Origin of the sequence: Yoonia sp. SS1-5, assembly GCF_038443705.2 — a bacterium.
GTDB classification, from domain to species: Bacteria; Pseudomonadota; Alphaproteobacteria; order Rhodobacterales; family Rhodobacteraceae; genus Yoonia; species Yoonia rhodophyticola.
On record NZ_CP151767.2, the window covers coordinates 4,078,206 to 4,098,011 of the forward strand.

Sequence of the window (19,806 nt, forward strand, 5' to 3'; positions counted from 1 at the left end):
GGTGGGGCTAGATTTTCTCGACCGCGACCTTTGAGGGATAGAAGGCCAGATAATCCTTGATCTCAGCGACAGCCGCGATCGGGTCTTCGTAGGACCATACCGCATCCGCAATCGGGCCGCTTTTGGCGACGATGGAATAGTAGCTGGCCTTGCCTTTGAACGGGCAGGTGGATGTTGTCTCGCTCGGTTCCAGAAAGGCCATCGCGATGTCAGCACGTGGGAAATAGATCACGGGCGGATAATCCCCTTCGGTCAGTTCCAGCGCATTGGTGCTTTCCCCAAGGACAGCGCCGCCGGCGCGGACTGACCATGTCCCGGTTGCGGGGCGAATTTTGATCTCATTGGCCATTGTGATGTCCTTTCAATATTCCATCCGGGCGCAACCCTAGTCGCAGAAGATGGCAGTTTTTCGTCAAAGTGGGGCGCAGGCCTGCCGCAACCAACTTTCCGTTGGCTGATCCAGCCGCCCGGCCAGAAGCGCGACCGTATCGGCATGATAGCGATCAATCCAGTCCCGTTCTGCATTGCCGAGAAGATTGACGTCGATCAGCCGCCTGTCGAACGGCACATATGTCAGTGTTTCGAACGACAGCATCTTGCGCCCGTCATCGCCCGGGATCGGCGTGGCCTTGCGCGCGACGATGAGGTTTTCGATGCGGATCCCAAAGGCGCCCTCGCGGTAATATCCCGGCTCGTTGGACAGGATCATGCCTTCCTCAATCGCCACCTGTGACCGGCGCGACAGGTTTTGCGGCCCTTCATGCACGCTAAGATAACTGCCAACCCCATGCCCGGTGCCGTGATCATAGTCCATGCCGACCATCCACAGCGGAGCACGCGCCAAGGCATCCAAATGCTGCCCGCCAACCCCGGTAGGAAATTGGATGCGGCTAATCGCGATCATGCCTTGCAGGACGTGGGTGTAACACTGCCTGTGCTCATCGCCCGGCGTTCCGATGGCGATGGTGCGTGTAATGTCTGTGGTCCCGTCCACATATTGCCCGCCGCTATCGACAAGCAGCAGATTATCCTGATCCAGCTTGCGATTGGTGTCGTCGGTGACCCGGTAATGCACGATGGCCCCATTTGGCCCTGCGCCACTGATTGTTTCAAAGCTGATATCGCGCAGCATGTTGGTGTCGCGCCGGAACCCTTCAAGGGCTTTGACAACGTCGATCTCGGTCAGTTTGCCGCTTGGGGCTTCGGCATCCAGCCATGCCAGAAACCGGACCATGGCGACCGCGTCGCGTTCATGGGCGGCCTTGGCGCCGGCGATCTCTGCTGTGTTTTTCCTCGCTTTCGGAAGGACGCAAGGGTCACGCTTTTCGATGATGTCGAGGCCGGCCGCATGCAATGTCCGCAGGATCAGGTGCGGGCAGCTTTGCGGATCAATCCGAACCGGTCCCGGCAGTGCTGCAACCCCGTCGATGAATGTATCCACGTCATGAACGGTCACATCAGGTCCCAGATGTGCTGCGATGTCGCGGGTCTTGGATGGTGCGGCGAATAGATCGACATGGCCGTTTTCAAACAGGATGGCGAAGGCCTGTGGCACAGGGTTTCGTTCAATATCGGTGCCGCGGATATTCAGCAGCCACGCGATGCTGTCTGGCAATGTCAGAATAGCTGCAGCAGCGCCCAGATCTGCGGCAAGGCGGGCGCGCTTGTCGGCATGACTTTCGCCTGCATGTTCCAGCGGGTGGGCCGCAAAGGGTTCGGCTGGGGGGGCAGGTTGATCATCCCAGATCTGATCCACCAGATTGCTCAGCGGTTTGAGGGTCGCCTGATCCAGCGCTTTTTGCAGGCGCCGGATTTCCTGCGCCGTATGAAGCCACGGATCATAGCCGATGATCCCGCCATCAGGCAGGTGCGCGTTCAGCCAGCCCGCAAGCTGCGTTTCCGGCCAATGAACAGGTGTGAAATCCTCTGCGACCTGTGCGCGAACCTGCACCCGGTAGCGCCCATCAATGAAGATACCGGCCCTGTCATGCAGCACAGCGCAAAACCCGGCCGAGCCGGAAAAGCCGGTCAACCATTCCAGCCGGGCATCGCGAGGCGCAACATATTCGCCCTGATGCGCATCTGCCCGGGGAACCAGAAAGCCATCCACATCACGCCTTTTCATCAGATCGCGCAGGGCTTTCAGCCGGGGTGGCCCTTGATCGGGTGAGGATGAGGCTTCAAATGTCTGAAACATATGTCTAATTCCGAAAATCAGGCGCGACGTTAGCTGGCCTTGCGCAGGCCCAGAACGCGCGCACGCTTGCGCGGATCCGTGTCAAAGAGGCTGGCCAATTGCTCCGTCATCGCCCCGGCTAGCTGTTCCACATCCGTAATGGTGACCGCACGTTCGTAATACCGTGTCACGTCATGGCCGATGCCGATGGCCACCAGTTCAACGGCCTTGCGCTTTTCAACCATACCAATGACGTCGCGCAGGTGTTTTTCCAGATAATTCGCGGGGTTAACGGACAATGTTGAATCATCGACCGGTGCGCCGTCCGAGATGACCATCAACACCTTACGCTGCTCACCGCGTGCCAACATACGCCGATGCGCCCATTCAAGCGCCTCGCCGTCGATGTTTTCCTTCAACAGGCCCTCTTTCATCATCAGACCCAGATTAGGGCGGGTCCGGCGCCATGGCGCGTCGGCTGATTTGTACACAATGTGGCGCAGATCGTTGAGTCGGCCTGGCGTTGCGGCACGCCCGTCCTGCAGCCATTTTTCCCGGCTTTGGCCGCCTTTCCACGCCTTGGTGGTAAAGCCAAGGATTTCCACCTTCACATCACATCGTTCGAGGGTGCGGGCCATGACATCGGCACAGATTGCCGCGATAGAGATCGGGCGGCCCCGCATTGATCCCGAATTGTCCAGAAGCAGGGTCACAACCGTGTCCCGGAACTCGGTATCCTTTTCGACCTTGAAGGAAAGCGGAGTCGTGGGTGAGGCGACGATGCGGGCCAGACGACCAGCATCCAGAATGCCCTCTTCGCGGTCAAACTCCCACGACCTGTTCTGCTGGGCCTGCAGGCGGCGCTGCAATTTGTTGGCAAGGCGCGATACCGCCCCTTTCAGCGGTTCGAGTTGCTGATCCAGATAGGCGCGCAGGCGTTCCAGTTCGACCGGTTCGGCCAAATCCTCGGCCCCGATTTCCTCGTCAAATTCGGTGGTGGCGACCTTGTAGTCGGGATCGGCGTCCGAAATGGGTTGCGGGGCAGGCGGCTCCAACGGGGCCTCGCCCTCGGGCATTTCGGTTTCTTCGCCCATTTCGGCGTCAGCCTGATCATCCATGCTGACCTCGGCCTGGGACGCATCCTGCTGTTCTTCCTGGCTTTGCTCGGGTGAGGCTTCGGCGTCTTCGCCCTCGCTATCATCATCACCGGTGCTGTCGGGCTCGTCCTCTTGATCGTCGGTGCCGTCTTCGGCCTCGTCTTCCTGATCATCATCGAGGCTGTCAGGGTCGTCACCCAATTGGTCGCCATAGCCCATGTCGCTGATCAGTTGGCGCGCAAATTTCGCAAAGGCCTGTTGGTCATTCAAAGTGTCCGACAGGCTTTCAAGCGTGCCGCCGCAATGGTCCTCGATAAAGCCGCGCCACAGCTCCATCACGTTATCGGCCCCTTTGGGCATGTCGCGGCCCGTTGCCAGATGGCGGATCAGATAGCCTGCGGCCACGGATAGCGGCGCGTCGGCTGCCTGCGTGATCTGGTCATAGCCCTTGCGCATCGCCTCGTTACCGATCTTGGCGTCAATGTTGCCGGCGGTGCCGGGCATATATTGCGCGCCGACGGCCTCAATCCGGGCGGCTTCCATCGCCTCGTAAAGGTCTTGCGCCATTTGCCCCTGCGGCATGTAGCGGGCAGCGACTTTTGGGTCGTGAAACTTGTGGCGCAGGGCAAATGCGTCGGCGGTCCCGCGGGCCAGCAACACCTCGTCCTTGGTCATCCGGCGACTGACCTGCGGCAGACGGATGGTGTCGGCGGTCTGACCCGCCGGATCAACCGAATAGGTGACGGCCAGTTCCGGGTCGTCAGCCATGACCTTGGTGGCTTCGGCCAAGGCTTTCTTGAACGGATCAGCAGGGTTATCGGTAGGTTTGCTCATGGTGGCGCGTCCGGGCGTGGTTTCGCGGCCAAACTAAAGGGCAGGTGAGGCAATGACCAGACCGATCAGGGCATCTGCGTCAATCAAGCGGCCAGTCCGCGCGGATCGTATCGCAGATTTCAGGCAAGCTATCTGCATAGCTTAGATTTTCGAGCGGATAGGCCCCGGGTGCCAGACGTCCGGATTGCTCAAACACCCTGTCATCATCCCGTTCCGCACCTGTCGCCGGATCAATCTGCGGCGGCGTACCTGTCACAACATAGCGCCCGTTCAGAAGATTGACATCGCAAGAGAATGTACTGTTGTCGATCCGGTCATATGTCGAAAACGTTTCGCCCGCGACCAGCAGCGTTTTATCACGTGCAGCGATTGTTATCGCATGCTCCCAAGGTTCGCGGCCGGATCCGGTTTGCATCGCGGTGATCCGCAGGGACCCGTTTTCCAAAGCTTCAAGGATTGGCAGGTCGCCAAATAGGCCACCGGTCCATACGGCCCCCGGGACAACCATCAATGCGGATTTCTGGTCGTTTAGGACATGCGGAAAGATATACAGATCGACGGTGCCGATATCGCGCTGGCTGGCAATCAACATGACCCGTTCGCACCCCAGATCGGGCGTCAGATCAATGCAAAGCATATCAATGACATGCCCCAGGATAGACGTCGGGTGGGGCGTCTGCGCAAGCGTGGCGGACGGGACGAAGACCGTCACCAAATAAGCAAGATATGCCGCGCCTGCGCCTTGTATTCTCATGATCATTTCATCCCGCGCTGTCTGGTATCGGTAGCCAACACAGTAGGCGCGTGGACGCCGTGATCAACTCAAAAGGAAAGCGGTGCAGTCGCGGGTCAGCCGGTCTGCGGTTTGGGTGGCCCACGCCGCATCCGCGGGGTCGTCATTGAACGTCGCACGGGTCAGCAGCGCCGATTGCGCCAGCTTCGCCGAGATGCGCCAATGCAAAACCTCGCGCCCCATGTCTTCGGGCATGACCGCTTCGATCAACTGCAGAACGGTTGCCCGCTGTGCCTTGGTGCGTTCTGATGCAACCCCGTCAAACATCCATTGATATTCCATCACCGCCGATAACCGCCCCGCACAGGCCGCAAAAGTCTGCAATTGCTGGTGTTCCGTCGCGCGGGCAGGGCCTGCCAACACCGCGGTGGTGAGCGTCAAAATCAAACCAAGAGTTCGCATACCGCACATCATACGAACATGCTGGTAAAGAAATGGCTCAAAAATAAGGCGTTCTGAAAACTTTCTTTATAACCTGTTGCGGCTATGCGTTGTTTGACCGCCGCACTGGTCGCCGATGATCATGCAAATCAAGCGGAACGGTCGCACATTCTTGGGCAACTCACAGGATAGCGGTATCGCGACAGATCCCGCTGACGGGAGGGTCGAAAGATCGTGACATGATCGCGTGTCAGCTAGCCTAGGCTGAGGCTCGCCGCACTTTCCGGCAATTCCTCGTCAAAGCAGCGCTGGTAGAACTCCGCAACTGTCTGACGCTCCAGCTCGTCACATTTGTTCAGGAAGGACAAGCGGAACGCATAACCGACATCATTGAAGATCCGCGCGTTTTCGGCCCAGGACAGCACCGTCCGGGGTGACATTACCGTGCTAAGGTCGCCATTCATGAATGCCGTCCGGGTCAGATCGGCCACTGTGACCATCTGGCTGATGATCTTGCGACCGGTTTCGGTGTTGAAATGCGGTGACTTGGACAGGATGATCGCGGCCTCGGCATCGTGGCTGAGATAGTTCAGCGTTGCCACAAGCGACCACCGGTCCATCTGGGCCTGGTTGATCTGCTGGGTGCCGTGGTAGAGACCCGTCGTGTCGCCCAGACCCACAGTGTTGGCTGTGGCAAACAAGCGGAAGTATGGGTTGGGCGTGATAATCTCGTTCTGATCCATCAGGGTTAGTTTGCCGTCTGTTTCCAGCACCCGCTGGATCACGAACATCACGTCGGCCCGGCCCGCATCGTATTCGTCAAAGACGATGGCAACCGGGTTGCGCAATGCCCATGGCAGAATGCCTTCGTGAAATTCGGTCACCTGCACCCCGTCGCGCAGCTTGATCGCGTCCTTGCCGATCAGGTCAATCCGGCTGATGTGGCTATCAAGGTTGACCCGTACAGCAGGCCAGTTCAGGCGGGCGGCGACCTGTTCGATATGGGTCGATTTCCCCGTCCCGTGATACCCTTGGATCATCACGCGCCGATTGTATCCAAAACCTGCCAGGATGGCCAAGGTCGTGTCCGGATCAAACTTGTAGGTGCTGTCGATTTCCGGCACGCGGTCCGACCGCTCTGCAAAGCCTTTGATTTTCATCTCGCTGTCGATGCCGAAAACCTCGCGGACAGAGATTTCTTCGGTGGGCTTTGCTTGCATATCGGTTGTGCCGTCGGCCATCTTTCAAACGCCTCTATTGATCACCTATCTATGCGGCACGGCATGCCCGATTATGGCAGGTGCCGCAAGTGGTCCGACAGGCGTTTTTGTCGCACAGGTCGTCAGGGGGATGGGGGCGGCCGCTCGGGGATCTTACCAACGCTATATGGCATTCACGTCAAAGTGCATGGTCTGAAACAGGGTGATCGCGTATCGTCGCAGGAGTTTTCGGAGACCAGTTATGCATCGTCGTCAGTTTATCATTGCCAGCCTGTGCGCATCAGCGACACCATTGGCCCTGCAGGCCGGGACGGATTTCGAAGTGACCCGGACGGATGCAGGATGGCGCGCAATGCTGACCGATCTGGAATACCGTGTCATGCGGCAGGAAGGGACAGAGCGGTCCGGCACCAGCCCACTGGACAAGAATTATGCCGCGGGCATCTATCATTGCCGCGGATGCGACCTGCCGCTTTATCCATCCTCGACAAAATATGACAGCCGCACGGGCTGGCCCAGCTTTTATGCCAGTTTCAAGGACGCCATCGGCACCAAGCTTGATCGCAAACTTCTGGCCGTGCGCACCGAAGTCCATTGTCGGCGCTGTGGCAGTCACCTGGGGCATATCTTTGCGGATGGGCCCCCACCGACAGGTCAGCGGCATTGCCTGAATGGTGTCAGCCTGGTGTTTCGGGCAGCCTGATCACGCCGTCCGCACAGTGCGGCCTTATTTTGGACAGATTCGCGATTTTGGCCCCGTTGTCGCTCAACCCTTAAGTGTGATCGTCTGCGATCTGATAACAGTTCTGACCGGGTCGTGTAACTGTCGCGATGCCGCTGATAAACATAGCCTGACCCGCGTTCACTTTGGGTTCAAAAATATCAAGCATTTCTAGGGGGTTGGGTCCAGTAGGCGGTTTTTTGCCAAAAAACCATTGTTCGAACCGGCGGAATATGGCAAAAAATGGACTTACAAATGAAAGCTGCTGTGCCAATCGGCACATATCTTCGCACCAAATTCTGCAAGATTGCAGTTGTCATTATGTTAGGAGGTAAGCGCAATGTTAGCGCGTCTTTTCAAAGGTCTGCATTTAAGCCGGGGTCATAAATACCTGGCACTTGCTTTTGCGGCTGTCATCGCTGTTGCATCAGGAATTACCCTGGTTCTGATGACCGCTATCGAAGGCGAAAATGCCATTCCGGCAGTGTCCACAGGAAATGATCTTTGGATCATTGTGGCTGGCGGTGTGGCGTCCGGTGTCGCGTTGTTTCTGACGCGGAACTGGATGGGTGGGGCTGGTGCGCTTGGCATCGCTCGGGCTGGACTTGCTGGTGTTCTGATCGCGCTGGTCGCGGCATTGATCGCTGGCACGCTTGTGTCGCCTGTCTACGGCACATTGGTGGGGCCATTTGTGCTCGTCGCCGAGTTTGTTGCAAAGCCCTGGCTTGGTGTCGGATGGTTTGCCATTATCTATATCGCGCATTCGTTGATGATGATGTGGCGGGCCGAACAACAATCCGGACCAGTAACTTACGACCCGCGTGCGGTGTCGCAGTTAAGTCAGCTGTCCCAGGCAAACCTGTATCGCAGGTAGCCATGCGGTAGGGCGTATCAAAGAAACTGAAAAGGGCCCGCAAAGCCGGGCCCTTTTTTGCTTTTGCGGAGCTGTTTGGGCCCTGATCCTAGTCCTTTTCGCGGAAATTCCGGCTGACCTTGATCTGATCCCAGGCCCAGACGACTTCGGATAATTGTTCTTCCTGGCTACGATCCCCGCCATTCATATCCGGGTGAAGCACTTTGATCAGCGCCTTGTAGGCTTTGCGGATCTCCGGCTTGGACCAGTTGTCCTTTGCCTCGAGTATCTCGATCGCGCGGCGTTCTGTTGGTGGCAAACGACGCCCGGATGCGGCACCGCGCCCAGGGTTGCGGGTGGCGTTGGCGCCAAGCACCTGATGCGGGTCATCCACGCCCAGCCGGGCCCAGGCCCGCTCTTCCACGGTGCGCTTGAACGGCTTTGTCGGACGCTCCCACACGCGGTCCTGTTCCATCTGCGCGGCAAGCTCGGCCTCGGATGTGGTATCGAAGAAATTCCACTTTAGATTGTATTCGCGGACATGCTCCTGGCAGAACCAAAAGAAGTCATCGAGGATATCAGGGGATTTTGGCGCCCGGTATTTCCCGGATTCCTGACAACCCTCGTGGTCACAGACCCGCGTCGATGTCTCGGATGCACCTGACATACCCCTGCGCCCGCGCGGGTTCTTTTTCTTTGAACTCGACACTGACATGTCAAAACCAAAGGGGTCATCTTTTTTCATTCTGCGTCATCCCTTTCCGACTCGAGCAACACACTTTAAACCGCTCGCCGAGAGATTGAAGAGGGCAGAGCAAAATAAATGGCGCTAGAGACCGAAATTCGCGCAGCATTGGAGACGCTTTCTCCTACTGCACTGAAAATAATCAATGAAAGTTCACAGCACCAGGGTCACGCCGGCGATGATGGCTCGGGCGAGAGCCATTGGCGGGTTGTCATCACTGCGGCGCAATTTGCCGATATGTCACGCATTGCCCGGCACAGAGCCATACATGCAGCACTTGGCCCCGACCTTATCGGGCGCATTCACGCATTGGCGATAGATATCGAGACTTAGCCCAGTGCGCGCCGCTATTCGGCGGCGACGTCGGACGTGGGGCGTTTGTCAGGCGATTTCTCTGTGGGGACCCGCAATTCCAAGGTTGGCGTATTGCCGACCACGGGTTCTTCGCTGATGGCTGTCAGCCGCGGTTCGCGCCGCTCGAAAATTGTCTCGTCGGGCATCAGTTCGGCAACGGGCGTTTCGACGGCTGCGGCCGCGGTCTTGGCGCGCCGAAACACAAGCATGTTCTGAAATACCGTGGTTTTGCTCATGAAGCCTTCGCGCTGCTCGGCGGGCAGGGTGTCGGTGCGCTGGTATTCCCAACCATCGGCTGCCAGTTCGTTCATGACGGTCGCAAGCGCATGGGCAAACCGGTCTTCGGGCGTCTTGACGCCCTTCGCTTTCAGCCCACGCGTTGGCGCGGGAACAACCTTATACTCATATGACATCACCAGACCCCTGAATTCCACTTGGGTGGATATATCAAGAAGCGCCCGCAATTCCAACGATTCGGGTTATCAAAGGGTTAACAGCCGCAATGAACGTGTCTTTGCGGCCCGGCTGTCGCGATTTCAAATGCTGGCTGCTAAAGCCCCAACTTGGCCGCGACCAACTGATTGACCGCCGCCGGGTTCGCCTTGCCACCGGTGGCTTTCATGACCTGCCCGACAAACCAGCCTGCCAGTTTTGGGTTTTGCTTGGCCTTTTCAACCTGCGCCGGGTTGGCGGCGATGATCTCGTCCACGGCGGCTTCGATTGCGCCGGTATCGGTGACCTGCTTCATCCCCTCCGTCTCGACGATTTCGGTCGGATCACGGTCGGATGTATAGGCGATATCAAAGACTTCCTTGGCGATCTTGCCGGAAATGTCGCCCGATTTGATCAGGTCGATGATCTGTCCCAACCGGTCGGCGGATATGGGGCTGTCATTGATATCCGTGTCGTCCTTTTTCAGCCGCCCAAACAGCTCGTTGATGACCCAGTTGGCCGCCAGTTTGCCGTCACGCCCATCGGCAACCTTTTCAAAGAAGGCCGCGTTCTCGGCCTCGGCGGTCAGCACAGAGGCGTCATAGTCCGATAGGCCAAAATCACCGATAAAGCGGGCCTTCTTGGCGTCCGGCAATTCGGGCAGCTGGGCTGCCAGATCATCGACCCAGCCCTGCTCGATTTCGAGCGGCAGAAGATCCGGATCCGGGAAATACCGGTAGTCATGCGCCTCTTCCTTGGACCGCATCGACCGGGTTTCGTTCTTGTCGGGATCATAAAGCCGGGTTTCCTGAACGACTTCCTGCCCATCCTCGACCAATGCGATCTGGCGGCGGGCCTCGACCTCGATCGCCATCTGGATGAACCGCATGGAGTTCATGTTCTTGATCTCGCAGCGCGTGCCGAGATGGCTGAAATCCTGCGTTTCCTGGTATTTTTCATAAGCGCCGGGCGTGCAGATCGAAACGTTCACATCCGCCCGCATATTGCCGTTTTGCATGTTGCCATCGCAGGTGCCCAGATAGCGCAGGATCTGCCGCAGTTTACTGACATAGGCGGCGGCCTCTTCCGGCCCGCGGATATCGGGGCGGCTGACGATTTCCATCAATGCGACACCGGTCCGGTTAAGATCGACAAAGGACATGCTGGGGTCCATGTCGTGAATGGATTTGCCCGCATCCTGTTCGAGGTGAATGCGCTCGATACGTACCGTGCGCGCAAGCCCGTTGCCCATTTCCACCAGAACTTCGCCTTCGCCCACAATCGGGTGATAGAGCTGGCTGATCTGATAGCCCTGCGGCAGGTCTGGGTAAAAGTAGTTCTTGCGGTCAAAGGCGGATGTCAGGTTGATTTCGGCGTTCAGGCCCAACCCCGTCCGGACCGCCTGCGCCACGCATTCTTCGTTGATCACAGGCAGCATGCCGGGCATGCCCGCATCCACAAAGGCCACATTGCTGTTGGGTTCCGCCCCGAACAGGGTCGATGCCCCTGAAAACAGCTTTGCATTTGTTGCGACCTGCGCGTGGACTTCCAGCCCGATCACCAATTCCCAATCCTGCTTGGCCCCGGCAATCACCTTGGGGGCAGGGGCGTCATAGGTCAGGTCAAGCATGGGCGCATCCTTTGGCTGGCGTTCGGGGGTTGTCTAAGTCCTCTGCCCGTCGGCATCAAGACATGAACCCACCCAGAACAGGCTTGCATGATCTGCCAGTTGCGGTGCAGATTGCCGGCCATGACATTGATCAGAACCATCATGGGGGTGATGGCCGGTCTGATGCTGGCGCTGCCTGCCACGGCACAGACATCCGATATCCGCCCACTATCGCGCGCCGATGCCATTTCGGCGAAACTGGCAAGCGTCCGCCCTGCGGCGCGCCCTTTGCATATGATCCGCTATCCGGTCGAGATTGAAACCCGCGCGCCTGATGTGCGCCCCGTGGCGCGCGCGCCGTTTCTGCCCCGGGCCCGGTGGGATTTCAAACGCGGCGGCCGGGTCTGGACCCGTGCGGCCATGTCGGCAGTTGCGGCCCATGCAGAGGTTCTGACATCGGTGGTGCCCCGCGATATTGATCGCTGGTGCCCCGCCTATGCCGCCCACGGGCCAGAGCAACGGCGCGCCTTCTGGGTGGGGATGATGTCAGCCCTGGCCAAACATGAAAGCACCTATCGTCCGACCGCTGTCGGTGGTGGCGATCTGTGGTACGGGTTGTTGCAGATCTATCCTGACACGGCCCGCCGGTATGGGTGCCGCGCCCGGACCGGTGATGCCCTCAAGAACCCCGCGGAGAACTTAAGCTGTGCGGCCCGCATCATGGCCGTGACCGTGCCGCGCGACAATGCGGTGGCAATCTATGACCGTCGCTGGCGCGGGGTGGCCGCCGATTGGGGGCCGATGACCAAACGTGCAAAGATTGCGGAAATGTCGGCCTGGACCAGTGCGCAAAGCTATTGCCAGCCGCTGGAGACGATCCGCCCCATTGCCCGCCCGGCTACGCCTGTGGTGGTTTCGACAATGACCGCGACGCCGCCACAAGATTGACATATGGCGCATCCGCACCACCCAGGGCGAGGGTGGCCTTGCGCAACATCCGGGTCGCCTCATCAGCATTCCGGGGCAAGGCCGCAGCCGAAATCGGCTCGCCCATCGTGATCTTGAACGGTTGCCGATCCTTGTTCAGCGTTTCATGAAACAAGGTGATATCGCGTAACGTGGGGTGGATAAGATCAAACAGGTAAAACAGGGCCGAATTGCGCGCCTGAATATTGACCGGGATCGCCGGTATGTCGAATTTGCGCGCCAGCATGGCCGCCGACTGCATCCAGGGTCGCTCGCATAATTGCAGACCACGTCGCTTGGCAAGCCGCCCTGATGGAAAGATCACGCCCAGCCTGCCAGCCGCAGTCGCCCGCCGCAGATAGGCCATCGTTTCGCGCGTCTTGGCATGGCTGCGTTTGTCCTCGCGCGACTCGACTGGCGCGATCATCGTCTCCATCTGCGGAAACACCCGCAGAATATCCCGATTTGCAAAGAAATACGTGTCCGGACGTCGGGCCGCGATCAGACTGTGCAGGATGATGCCATCCGCAATACCGGTCGGATGATTGGCCACGATCAATGCAGGGCCGTGGGCGGGTATATGGCCCATCCCGCTGGAGTGCACCATCCGCGCAAGTCGATTACCCATGCGCGCCATAATCGCGTCCGTCGGGGCGTCTTCCAGCGACTTTGCGATTTCCAGCGTCTTGTCATAGCCCAAAAGCCGGTGCAGGCAGCGGCGCGCAAACCGACTGCCGGGGAGGGTGCCGTAGAGCCACGGTGCGCGCTCGGCGATCAACGGGTCAATGCGATGTTCCATGGTTCTTGGATGCGCATTGCTGCGTAACGATTCCACGACAGATGCGTGACAATCGGACAAGCGGCGGCAGCTTGCGATCGCTCCCCCGATCCATGCGCAGATTTTAGCCCAGAATACGCGTGACCATTTCGGTTGTGTCGCGCGACAGGCCGGGCGTATCGGCGATCCGCTGCAGGGCTGTGCGCATCTTTGTCTGACGATTGGCGTCATACCGCTTCCATGCATCAAAGGCGGCGCTGATCCGGGCTGCTGTCTGCGGGTTCAGCGCATCCAGCTTGATCAGCCAGTCGGCAAGCAACGCATAAGACGCGCCGGTCGGGTCGTGAAACCCAGCCGCATTGGCCTTGAGCGATCCAAAGACCGCCCGGAACCGGTTGGGGTTTTTCAGATCAAAGGCCGGATGGGCGGTCAGTTTGCGCGCAGTTCCCGCCGCCTGTTCAGGGGCAGCGCAGCCAACCTGCAAACCGAACCACTTATCCATGACAAGCCGGTCCGCGTGCCATGCGGTTTCAAACGCCGCCAGCTCATCCGCCCCTTTGCCGATTTTCAAAAGGGCGGTCAGTGCGGCCTGCGATTGCGTCATGTTATCGGCTTGCGCAAATTGCAGTTGGGCCTGCTTGCCGCCATCGAGTTTGGACATCAGCGATAGCATCCGGTTGCCAAGACTGCGCCGCCCGGCGTCAGCCGCATCCGGTCGATAGGGCCCCGTCACCGTCATGTCGGCATAGATGCGCGGGCTGATATCCTGCACATGTTGGGCCAGATACAGCGTCAACGCCTCATGTGCCTGATGAATGGCGGTGGGGTCCGGGGTCACACCCGCGTCAAACAAGGCTGTCGCCGTGTCATCCTCGGACGGGAATGAAAGCACAACCGCCCGGAAAGCCGGATCCAGACTGTCATCGCGCAGAACCGCAGCCAGACCGTCCAGAAAGCTCTGATCAGGTGTGGCCTGATCGCGGGTCATGCGCACCAGCACATCCTGCGCAAGGCTGCGGCCCGCATCCCAGCGGTTAAACGGATCGGTGTCATGCGACAAAAGGAATGCGCGGGTGGCGTCGCTTTGCGTATGCTTCAGGATGACGGGCGCGGAAAAGTCGCGCAGGATCGACAGCACCGGCCTGTCCTGCAGGTCGTCAAAGGTAAAGCTTTGGCTGGCCTCTGTCATTTCCAGCAGGGTGGTTGGCACGATTTCGGTGCCGCGCTGGTCCAGCAGCCCAACCGCAATCGGCAGGACCAGCGGTTCTTTTTCCGGCTGCCCCGGCGTTGGCGGCGTTTGCTGGCTGAGATGCAATATATACGTGCCATCCTCAAAGCTTTCCGACACGCTCAGATGCGGGGTGCCTGCCTGCGCGTACCATTTGCCGAATTGGGTAAGATCACGGCCGGTCGCATCCTCGAAGACCTGCAGCCAATCCTCGATCGTGGCGGCGTCGCCATCATGTCGCGAAAAGTAGAGATCAAGCGCCTTGTCATAATTCTCCGGGCCGACAAGCCGCCGAAGCATGCCGATAATCTCGGCTCCCTTTTCGTAGACCGTGACGGTGTAGAAGTTGTTGATCTCGACAAAGCTTGCTGGCCGGACCGGGTGGGCGAGGGGGCCTGCATCTTCGCGGAACTGATGCGCGCGCAGCACGATGGCGTCGTCAATCCGTTTGACAGCCGCCCCGCGCATATCGCCGGTGAACTGCTGGTCGCGGAACACCGTCAGTCCCTCTTTCAGGCACAGCTGAAACCAGTCGCGACAGGTGATCCGGTTGCCCGTCCAGTTGTGGAAATATTCATGTGCAATGATTGCTTCGATCCGTTCGAAATTGGCATCTGTCGCTGTTTCGGGTGAAGCCAGCACCGCGGCAGAGTTGAAGATGTTCAGCCCCTTGTTTTCCATCGCTCCCATGTTGAAATCATCCACCGCAACGATATTGAAAACCGCAAGGTCGTATGCGCGCCCATAGACATCCTCGTCCCATTTCATCGACTGCTTGAGCGCCTGCATCCCGAACGCACATTTGCCTTCGTCCCCGGGGCGCACCCAGATATTCAAGGCGACCTCTTTGCCTGCCATGGTGGTGAAATGATCGGGGTGATTGACCAATTCGCCCGCGACCAGGGCAAAAAGGTAAGCGGGCTTGGGCCATGGATCATGCCATTCTGCCCACCCATCGCCTGCCTCCACAGGGTTCCCGTTTGACAGAAGAACCGGCAGGTCGCTTTCAATCCGCACGGTGAAAGTGGCCATCACGTCAGGCCGGTCCGGGTAATAGGTGATCTTGCGAAATCCCTGCGCCTCGCATTGGGTGCAATACATGCCCCCCGACATATAAAGCCCTTCAAGTGCTGTATTGGCGGACGGGTTGATCTCGACCTCGGCCTCGAAGATGAAAGGCGCGTTTGGGACCGTATGGTGCAGGCCGGTCGCGTCGATTTGCGGGTCGATGGCCGTACCATCAATCTTGGCCGCGATCAGCGTGATGTCTTCCCCATGCAGAAAAAACGCCTCGGACGCGGCATCCGGATTGGGCCGCATATGCAGTTTTGAAAAAACGCGGGTCTTTGTTTCATTCAGAACAAAGCGCAGATCAACGTGATCAACCAGATAGGCCGGCGGCGTATAGTCCTTGAGGTAGATTGTCTGCGGCGCCGCGTCTTTCATGGTGACATCCTTTGGCTGGTTGATGAAAGCGTAGTCCTGCGCGGGACCGCCCGCAATGGGCCAGGCCGGCCGATTGGCCCGGCAGCGTCCGTCATGATCATCCGTGGTCAGGGTGGATCGCGGCGCCGGCCGCGCTATCCTTGCGCCATGGGCAAGATGCGCAAGAAATCCGACCTTCCACAGAAAATCTGTGCCACATGTGGCAAGCCATTTTCGTGGCGCAAGAAATGGAAAAAGGATTGGGATCAGGTCAAATATTGTTCCGTCCGTTGCCGGTCGCAGGCCCGTCCCGATGACGGTGCAAAATTGGTCACATGATTTGACCACGGTTGTTGCCTATCGGAAACTTTTGTTCTACTCGAAGGTCGCGCAGTCGACCCTGCGCCCGCTGGAAAAAGAGGACCATCATGACCGACCGTATCGACAAACATGGGCTGAAAGTCGCCACAGAGCTTGCTGAATTTGTCGATCAACGCGCATTACCGGGGACGGGCATTGATCCCGATGCATTTTGGTCGGGTTTTGCCAATCTGATTGCCGAAATGACCCCGCGCAACAGGGCTCTGCTGGAAACCCGCGACGACATTCAGGGCCAGATTGATGCCTGGCATGTGGCCCAAAAGGGCAAGCAACGTGACCGGGTCGCCTATGAGGCGTTTTTGAAAGAGATCGGCTATCTGCTGGATGAAGTTCCGGATTTTGAGATTGAGACAGCCAATGTCGACCCGGAGATTGCGACAGTGCCTGGCCCGCAACTGGTGGTGCCCATCACCAATGCCCGATTTGCGCTGAATGCCGCCAATGCGCGCTGGGGCAGTCTATATGACGCATTTTATGGCACGGATGCGATGGGTGTGCAGCCGCCTAAGGGCGCCTATGACCGCGGACATGGTGCCCGTGTTGTTGCCCGATCACGTGTCTTCCTTGACGAGGCCTTCCCTATCGAAGGCAAAAGTCATGCAGATGTGGCCCGCTACTATGTGCATGATGGTGTGCTGCTGGTTGATGACTGCCCGCTGCGCGCGCCTGAAAAATTTGTGGGCTACCGTGGTAGCCCAAAGGCCCCTGACGCGGTTTTGCTGCGCAACAATGGCCTGCATGTCGAACTGGTATTTGATCGTGCGCATCCCATCGGCAGCCGCGATCAGGCCGGTCTGGCGGATGTCAGGCTGGAAAGTGCCGTGTCTGCCATTATGGATTGTGAAGACAGCGTCGCCTGCGTGGATGCCGAAGACAAGGTGTTGGCCTATGGCAATTGGCTGGGCCTGATGCAGGGCGATCTGACCGCCGAACTTGAGAAGGGCGGCAAGACCATCACCCGCCGGCTGGCTGACGATCTGACCTATACCGCGCCTGATGGCAATCCGCTGACCTGCAAGGGGCGCGCATTGCTGTGGATCCGCAATGTGGGTCATCTGATGACCAACCCGGCCGTTCTCGACCCCGCGGGCGAAGAGGTGTTTGAAGGCCTGATGGACGCGATGCTGACCGTCTTGATTGCGATGCATGATCTGCAGCGCGACGGCGGCAATAGCGCCCATGGCTCTGTCTACGTGGTCAAGCCAAAGATGCATGGCCCGGACGAAGTGGCCTTTACCAACGATATCTTCTGCCGTGTCGAAGATGCGCTGGGCTTGCCCCGTGACACCGTCAAGATCGGCATCATGGATGAGGAACGGCGCACCACTGTCAACCTCAAGGCCTGTATCCGCGCCGCCAAATCCCGTGTCGCCTTTATCAACACCGGCTTTCTGGATCGCACAGGCGACGAAATCCACACGTCGATGGAGGCAGGCCCGTTCAGCCGCAAGGACTATATCAAGCGCAAGCAGTGGATCAGTTCCTACGAGGATCAGAACGTTGATATCGGGCTGGAATGTGGATTTTCCGGCAGGGCCCAGATCGGCAAGGGCATGTGGGCGATGCCTGATATGATGGCCGCCATGATCGAACAGAAAATCGGCCATCCCCAATCTGGTGCGAATTGTGCCTGGGTGCCAAGCCCGACCGCCGCGACCTTGCATGCCTTGCACTACCACAAGGTTGACGTGATGGCCGTGCAGGCAGAGTTGCGCAAGGGCGGGCGCCGGGCCTATGTCTCATCCATTCTGGATATTCCGCTGGCGCAATATGAGCGTTGGACCGATGCCCAGAAAATCCGCGAGGTTGAAAACAATGCCCAGGGCATTCTGGGCTATGTCGTGCGCTGGATTGATATGGGCGTGGGCTGTTCCAAGGTGCCTGATATCAACAATGTCGGCCTGATGGAGGACCGCGCCACCTGCCGCATTTCCAGTCAGGCCCTCGCCAATTGGCTGCATCATGAGGTCGTCAGTCAGGCGGATGTGATGGAGGCCATGCAACGCATGGCGGCGGTCGTGGACCAGCAGAATGCAAGCGATCCCGCATATCGCCCGATGGCCCCTGACTACGATGGCATCGCCTTTCAGGCCGCTTGCGATCTGGTGTTCAAAGGCCGTATTCAGCCGTCAGGTTATACAGAACCTGTTCTGCACCAGCGTCGGCTGGAACTTAAGGCGCAGCGCAACTATTAGGGGGATGGATTAAAATCCATCCTACGGCCACAGTACGGGCCGCCATCCAACCCAAAAGGAGAATAACATGGCAGAGATTTCAGCCGGCAAGGCCCGCAGCATCATCCGCAAGGCCTTTGCCAAGGGCGATGAAATGGGGTTCAAGCCCCTGTCTGTCGTGGTGCTGGATGCCGGCGGTCACGTGAAGGCGTTTGAGCGTGCCGATGGTGCAGCACCCGGCCGGTTTGCGATTGCCAATGGCAAGGCGTATGGCGCGATCATGCTGGGCATGGCCGGAACCGCCCAGATGGCCCGCGCCGAACAGCAGGCCTATTTCATGGCCGCCGCAAATGGCGTTTTTGGCGGAAACGTTGTGCCTGTTCCCGGCGGCGTATTGGTGCGTGACAAGCGCGACAACGTCATCGGTGCCGTGGGCGTCACCGGGGACACGTCTGACAATGATCTGATCGCAGCGATGGCGGGGATCGAGGCCGTTGGCCTGACGGGCGAGGGATAGGCCCCGCGCACCCGGCCGTTCCTCGTCGCCTGAAATTCAGATGCCCTTAATCCGCCCGTGATAGTTTTGCCGCTGCCGGGCGCTGTGCGGGACTGACAACGCGTCTGTGCGCCTGTGGCGCTTTCCTGACGCCGCGGTTCCGGGTAGAACAGGTCGAACGTCGAAGAGGTATGGCATGGCACGGCCAGTTGTTGGCATTATTGGAAACAGCTATTTGCTGAACGATCAGTATCCCGCGCAGGCAGCTGGGACGATGAATGTGCATGCCGTTGCCGCCGTGTCGGATGCGATACCGTTCATTGTTCCAGCGGATCCGTCTCCTGCCACTATCGACGAGTTGATGGCGACCTGCGATGGGTTCCTGTTTACCGGTGGTCGCCCCAATGTGCATCCCAGTGAGTATGGCGAAGATCCAACCGACGCCCATGGCGAGTTTGACACGGATCGTGACGCATTGGTGCTGCCCTTGATCCGGGCCTGTGTCGGCCGTGGCCAACCCATTCTTGGGCTATGTCGCGGCTTTCAGGAAGTGAATGTTGCGATGGGTGGCTCGCTCTATCCTGAAATTCGCGATCTGCCGGGCCGTGACAATCATCGCATGCCCCCCGACGGCACGCTGGAAGAAAAATTCGCGTTGCGCCACGAGGTGACATTTACCGCAGGCGGCCCCTTTCACCGGCTAATGGGGGCAGAGCGTGTGATGACCAATTCCCTGCACGGGCAGGGCATCAAGACAGCTGGTCCGCGGGTTGTCGTCGATGGATTGGCCCCTGATGGCACGGCAGAGGCAATCTATATCGCAGATGCGCCCGGCTTTACCCTGTCGGTTCAGTGGCACCCGGAATGGAACGCACATATTGATCCTGTCTCCCGGCCGCTATTCGAAGCGTTTGGCGCCGCCTGTCGTGACTGGGCGGCCGGCGCGCTGCGCAAGGTCAGCTAGGGTCCTGACCCTCGCACCTCAACTTAGGATGTTTTGGCGGAACAACCGCGCATGTCGCTGCGGGGACGGTTCTGCAGTCGTATTATGATCTGGCAATCGAGCCGTTCGCGGCGGTTTCTGGTGAACCGGCCTGCCGCGCGGATGTATGGTAGCCGTCAGACAATGAAAGTAGCGCAGGT

At 58.8% G+C, this 19,806-nt stretch carries 19 protein-coding genes; 8 read left to right on the forward strand and 11 right to left on the reverse strand.

Features of this window, described 5'->3' with window-relative positions:
* Window positions 1-7: 7 nt before the first annotated feature.
* From AABB31_RS21685 to cobS, 6 genes are all read right to left on the reverse strand, one after another.
* On the reverse strand, window positions 8-349 hold the full coding sequence (locus tag AABB31_RS21685; RefSeq protein WP_342076191.1) for a DUF427 domain-containing protein: 342 nt from the start codon (window positions 347-349) through the stop codon (window positions 8-10).
* A 63-nt stretch (window positions 350-412) separates the two neighbouring features.
* Window positions 413-2,197, reverse strand: a complete 1,785-nt coding sequence (locus tag AABB31_RS21690) for an aminopeptidase P family protein (RefSeq protein ID WP_373635324.1) — start codon at window positions 2,195-2,197, stop codon at window positions 413-415.
* 29 nt (window positions 2,198-2,226) lie between these two features.
* The gene (cobT, locus tag AABB31_RS21695; RefSeq protein WP_342076190.1) at window positions 2,227-4,107 is read right to left on the reverse strand and encodes a cobaltochelatase subunit CobT; all 1,881 of its coding nucleotides are present in this window, start codon (window positions 4,105-4,107) and stop codon (window positions 2,227-2,229) included.
* A gap of 79 nt (window positions 4,108-4,186) precedes the next feature.
* Window positions 4,187-4,861 carry a hypothetical protein gene (locus AABB31_RS21700; RefSeq protein ID WP_342076189.1) on the reverse strand — a complete coding sequence of 225 codons (675 nt, stop codon included), beginning with the start codon at window positions 4,859-4,861 and terminating at the stop codon, window positions 4,187-4,189.
* A 63-nt stretch (window positions 4,862-4,924) separates the two neighbouring features.
* Window positions 4,925-5,281 carry a hypothetical protein gene (locus tag AABB31_RS21705; RefSeq protein WP_342076188.1) on the reverse strand — a complete coding sequence of 119 codons (357 nt, stop codon included), beginning with the start codon at window positions 5,279-5,281 and terminating at the stop codon, window positions 4,925-4,927.
* Between the two features lie 254 nt (window positions 5,282-5,535).
* Window positions 5,536-6,522, reverse strand: coding sequence for a cobaltochelatase subunit CobS (gene cobS, locus AABB31_RS21710; RefSeq protein WP_342076187.1), 987 nt, complete (start codon window positions 6,520-6,522; stop codon window positions 5,536-5,538).
* Between the two features lie 220 nt (window positions 6,523-6,742).
* Here cobS and msrB point away from each other — a divergent pair, with 220 nt between their 5' ends.
* Together msrB and AABB31_RS21720 are read left to right on the forward strand one after the other, a co-directional pair.
* Window positions 6,743-7,204 carry a peptide-methionine (R)-S-oxide reductase MsrB gene (gene msrB / locus AABB31_RS21715; RefSeq protein ID WP_342076186.1) on the forward strand — a complete coding sequence of 154 codons (462 nt, stop codon included), beginning with the start codon at window positions 6,743-6,745 and terminating at the stop codon, window positions 7,202-7,204.
* Between the two features lie 358 nt (window positions 7,205-7,562).
* Window positions 7,563-8,096, forward strand: coding sequence for a hypothetical protein (locus AABB31_RS21720; protein WP_342076185.1), 534 nt, complete (start codon window positions 7,563-7,565; stop codon window positions 8,094-8,096).
* Window positions 8,097-8,184: 88 nt separating this feature from the next.
* On the opposite strand, the gene AABB31_RS21725 is transcribed toward AABB31_RS21720, so the two are convergent.
* Window positions 8,185-8,820 (reverse strand): J domain-containing protein, encoded by a 636-nt coding sequence (locus tag AABB31_RS21725; RefSeq protein ID WP_342076184.1) that lies wholly within the window; start codon window positions 8,818-8,820, stop codon window positions 8,185-8,187.
* Window positions 8,821-8,898: 78 nt separating this feature from the next.
* Here AABB31_RS21725 and AABB31_RS21730 point away from each other — a divergent pair, with 78 nt between their 5' ends.
* Window positions 8,899-9,153, forward strand: coding sequence for a BolA family protein (locus AABB31_RS21730; RefSeq protein ID WP_342076183.1), 255 nt, complete (start codon window positions 8,899-8,901; stop codon window positions 9,151-9,153).
* 14 nt (window positions 9,154-9,167) lie between these two features.
* Here AABB31_RS21730 and AABB31_RS21735 read toward each other — a convergent pair whose 3' ends face one another.
* Both AABB31_RS21735 and gatB read right to left on the reverse strand, forming a co-directional pair.
* On the reverse strand, window positions 9,168-9,587 hold the full coding sequence (locus AABB31_RS21735; RefSeq protein ID WP_373635325.1) for a DUF4177 domain-containing protein: 420 nt from the start codon (window positions 9,585-9,587) through the stop codon (window positions 9,168-9,170).
* Window positions 9,588-9,724: 137 nt separating this feature from the next.
* On the reverse strand, window positions 9,725-11,236 hold the full coding sequence (gatB, locus tag AABB31_RS21740) for an Asp-tRNA(Asn)/Glu-tRNA(Gln) amidotransferase subunit GatB (protein WP_342076182.1): 1,512 nt from the start codon (window positions 11,234-11,236) through the stop codon (window positions 9,725-9,727).
* Window positions 11,237-11,356: 120 nt separating this feature from the next.
* On the opposite strand from gatB, the gene AABB31_RS21745 reads away from it, so the two are divergent.
* Window positions 11,357-12,163 carry a transglycosylase SLT domain-containing protein gene (locus tag AABB31_RS21745; protein WP_373635326.1) on the forward strand — a complete coding sequence of 269 codons (807 nt, stop codon included), beginning with the start codon at window positions 11,357-11,359 and terminating at the stop codon, window positions 12,161-12,163.
* On the opposite strand, the gene AABB31_RS21750 is transcribed toward AABB31_RS21745, so the two are convergent.
* Both AABB31_RS21750 and pepN read right to left on the reverse strand, forming a co-directional pair.
* A complete protein-coding gene (locus AABB31_RS21750; protein WP_342076179.1) occupies window positions 12,114-12,980 on the reverse strand; it encodes a 1-acyl-sn-glycerol-3-phosphate acyltransferase in 867 nt (288 codons plus the stop codon). The two genes, AABB31_RS21745 and AABB31_RS21750, sit on opposite strands and share 50 nt — an antisense overlap.
* A gap of 103 nt (window positions 12,981-13,083) precedes the next feature.
* Window positions 13,084-15,633, reverse strand: a complete 2,550-nt coding sequence (gene pepN, locus AABB31_RS21755) for an aminopeptidase N (protein ID WP_373635327.1) — start codon at window positions 15,631-15,633, stop codon at window positions 13,084-13,086.
* A 147-nt stretch (window positions 15,634-15,780) separates the two neighbouring features.
* On the opposite strand from pepN, the gene AABB31_RS21760 reads away from it, so the two are divergent.
* The 4 genes from AABB31_RS21760 (at window position 15,781) to AABB31_RS21775 (ending at window position 19,627) form a co-directional block, all read left to right on the forward strand.
* Window positions 15,781-15,951, forward strand: a complete 171-nt coding sequence (locus AABB31_RS21760; RefSeq protein ID WP_342078915.1) for a DUF2256 domain-containing protein — start codon at window positions 15,781-15,783, stop codon at window positions 15,949-15,951.
* 89 nt (window positions 15,952-16,040) lie between these two features.
* Window positions 16,041-18,188: a malate synthase G gene (locus tag AABB31_RS21765; protein WP_373635328.1), complete on the forward strand. Its 2,148-nt coding sequence runs from the start codon at window positions 16,041-16,043 to the stop codon at window positions 18,186-18,188.
* A 67-nt stretch (window positions 18,189-18,255) separates the two neighbouring features.
* Window positions 18,256-18,684, forward strand: coding sequence for a heme-binding protein (locus AABB31_RS21770; protein ID WP_342076177.1), 429 nt, complete (start codon window positions 18,256-18,258; stop codon window positions 18,682-18,684).
* A 175-nt stretch (window positions 18,685-18,859) separates the two neighbouring features.
* On the forward strand, window positions 18,860-19,627 hold the full coding sequence (locus AABB31_RS21775) for a gamma-glutamyl-gamma-aminobutyrate hydrolase family protein (RefSeq protein WP_342076176.1): 768 nt from the start codon (window positions 18,860-18,862) through the stop codon (window positions 19,625-19,627).
* Window positions 19,628-19,806: the final 179 nt, after the last annotated feature.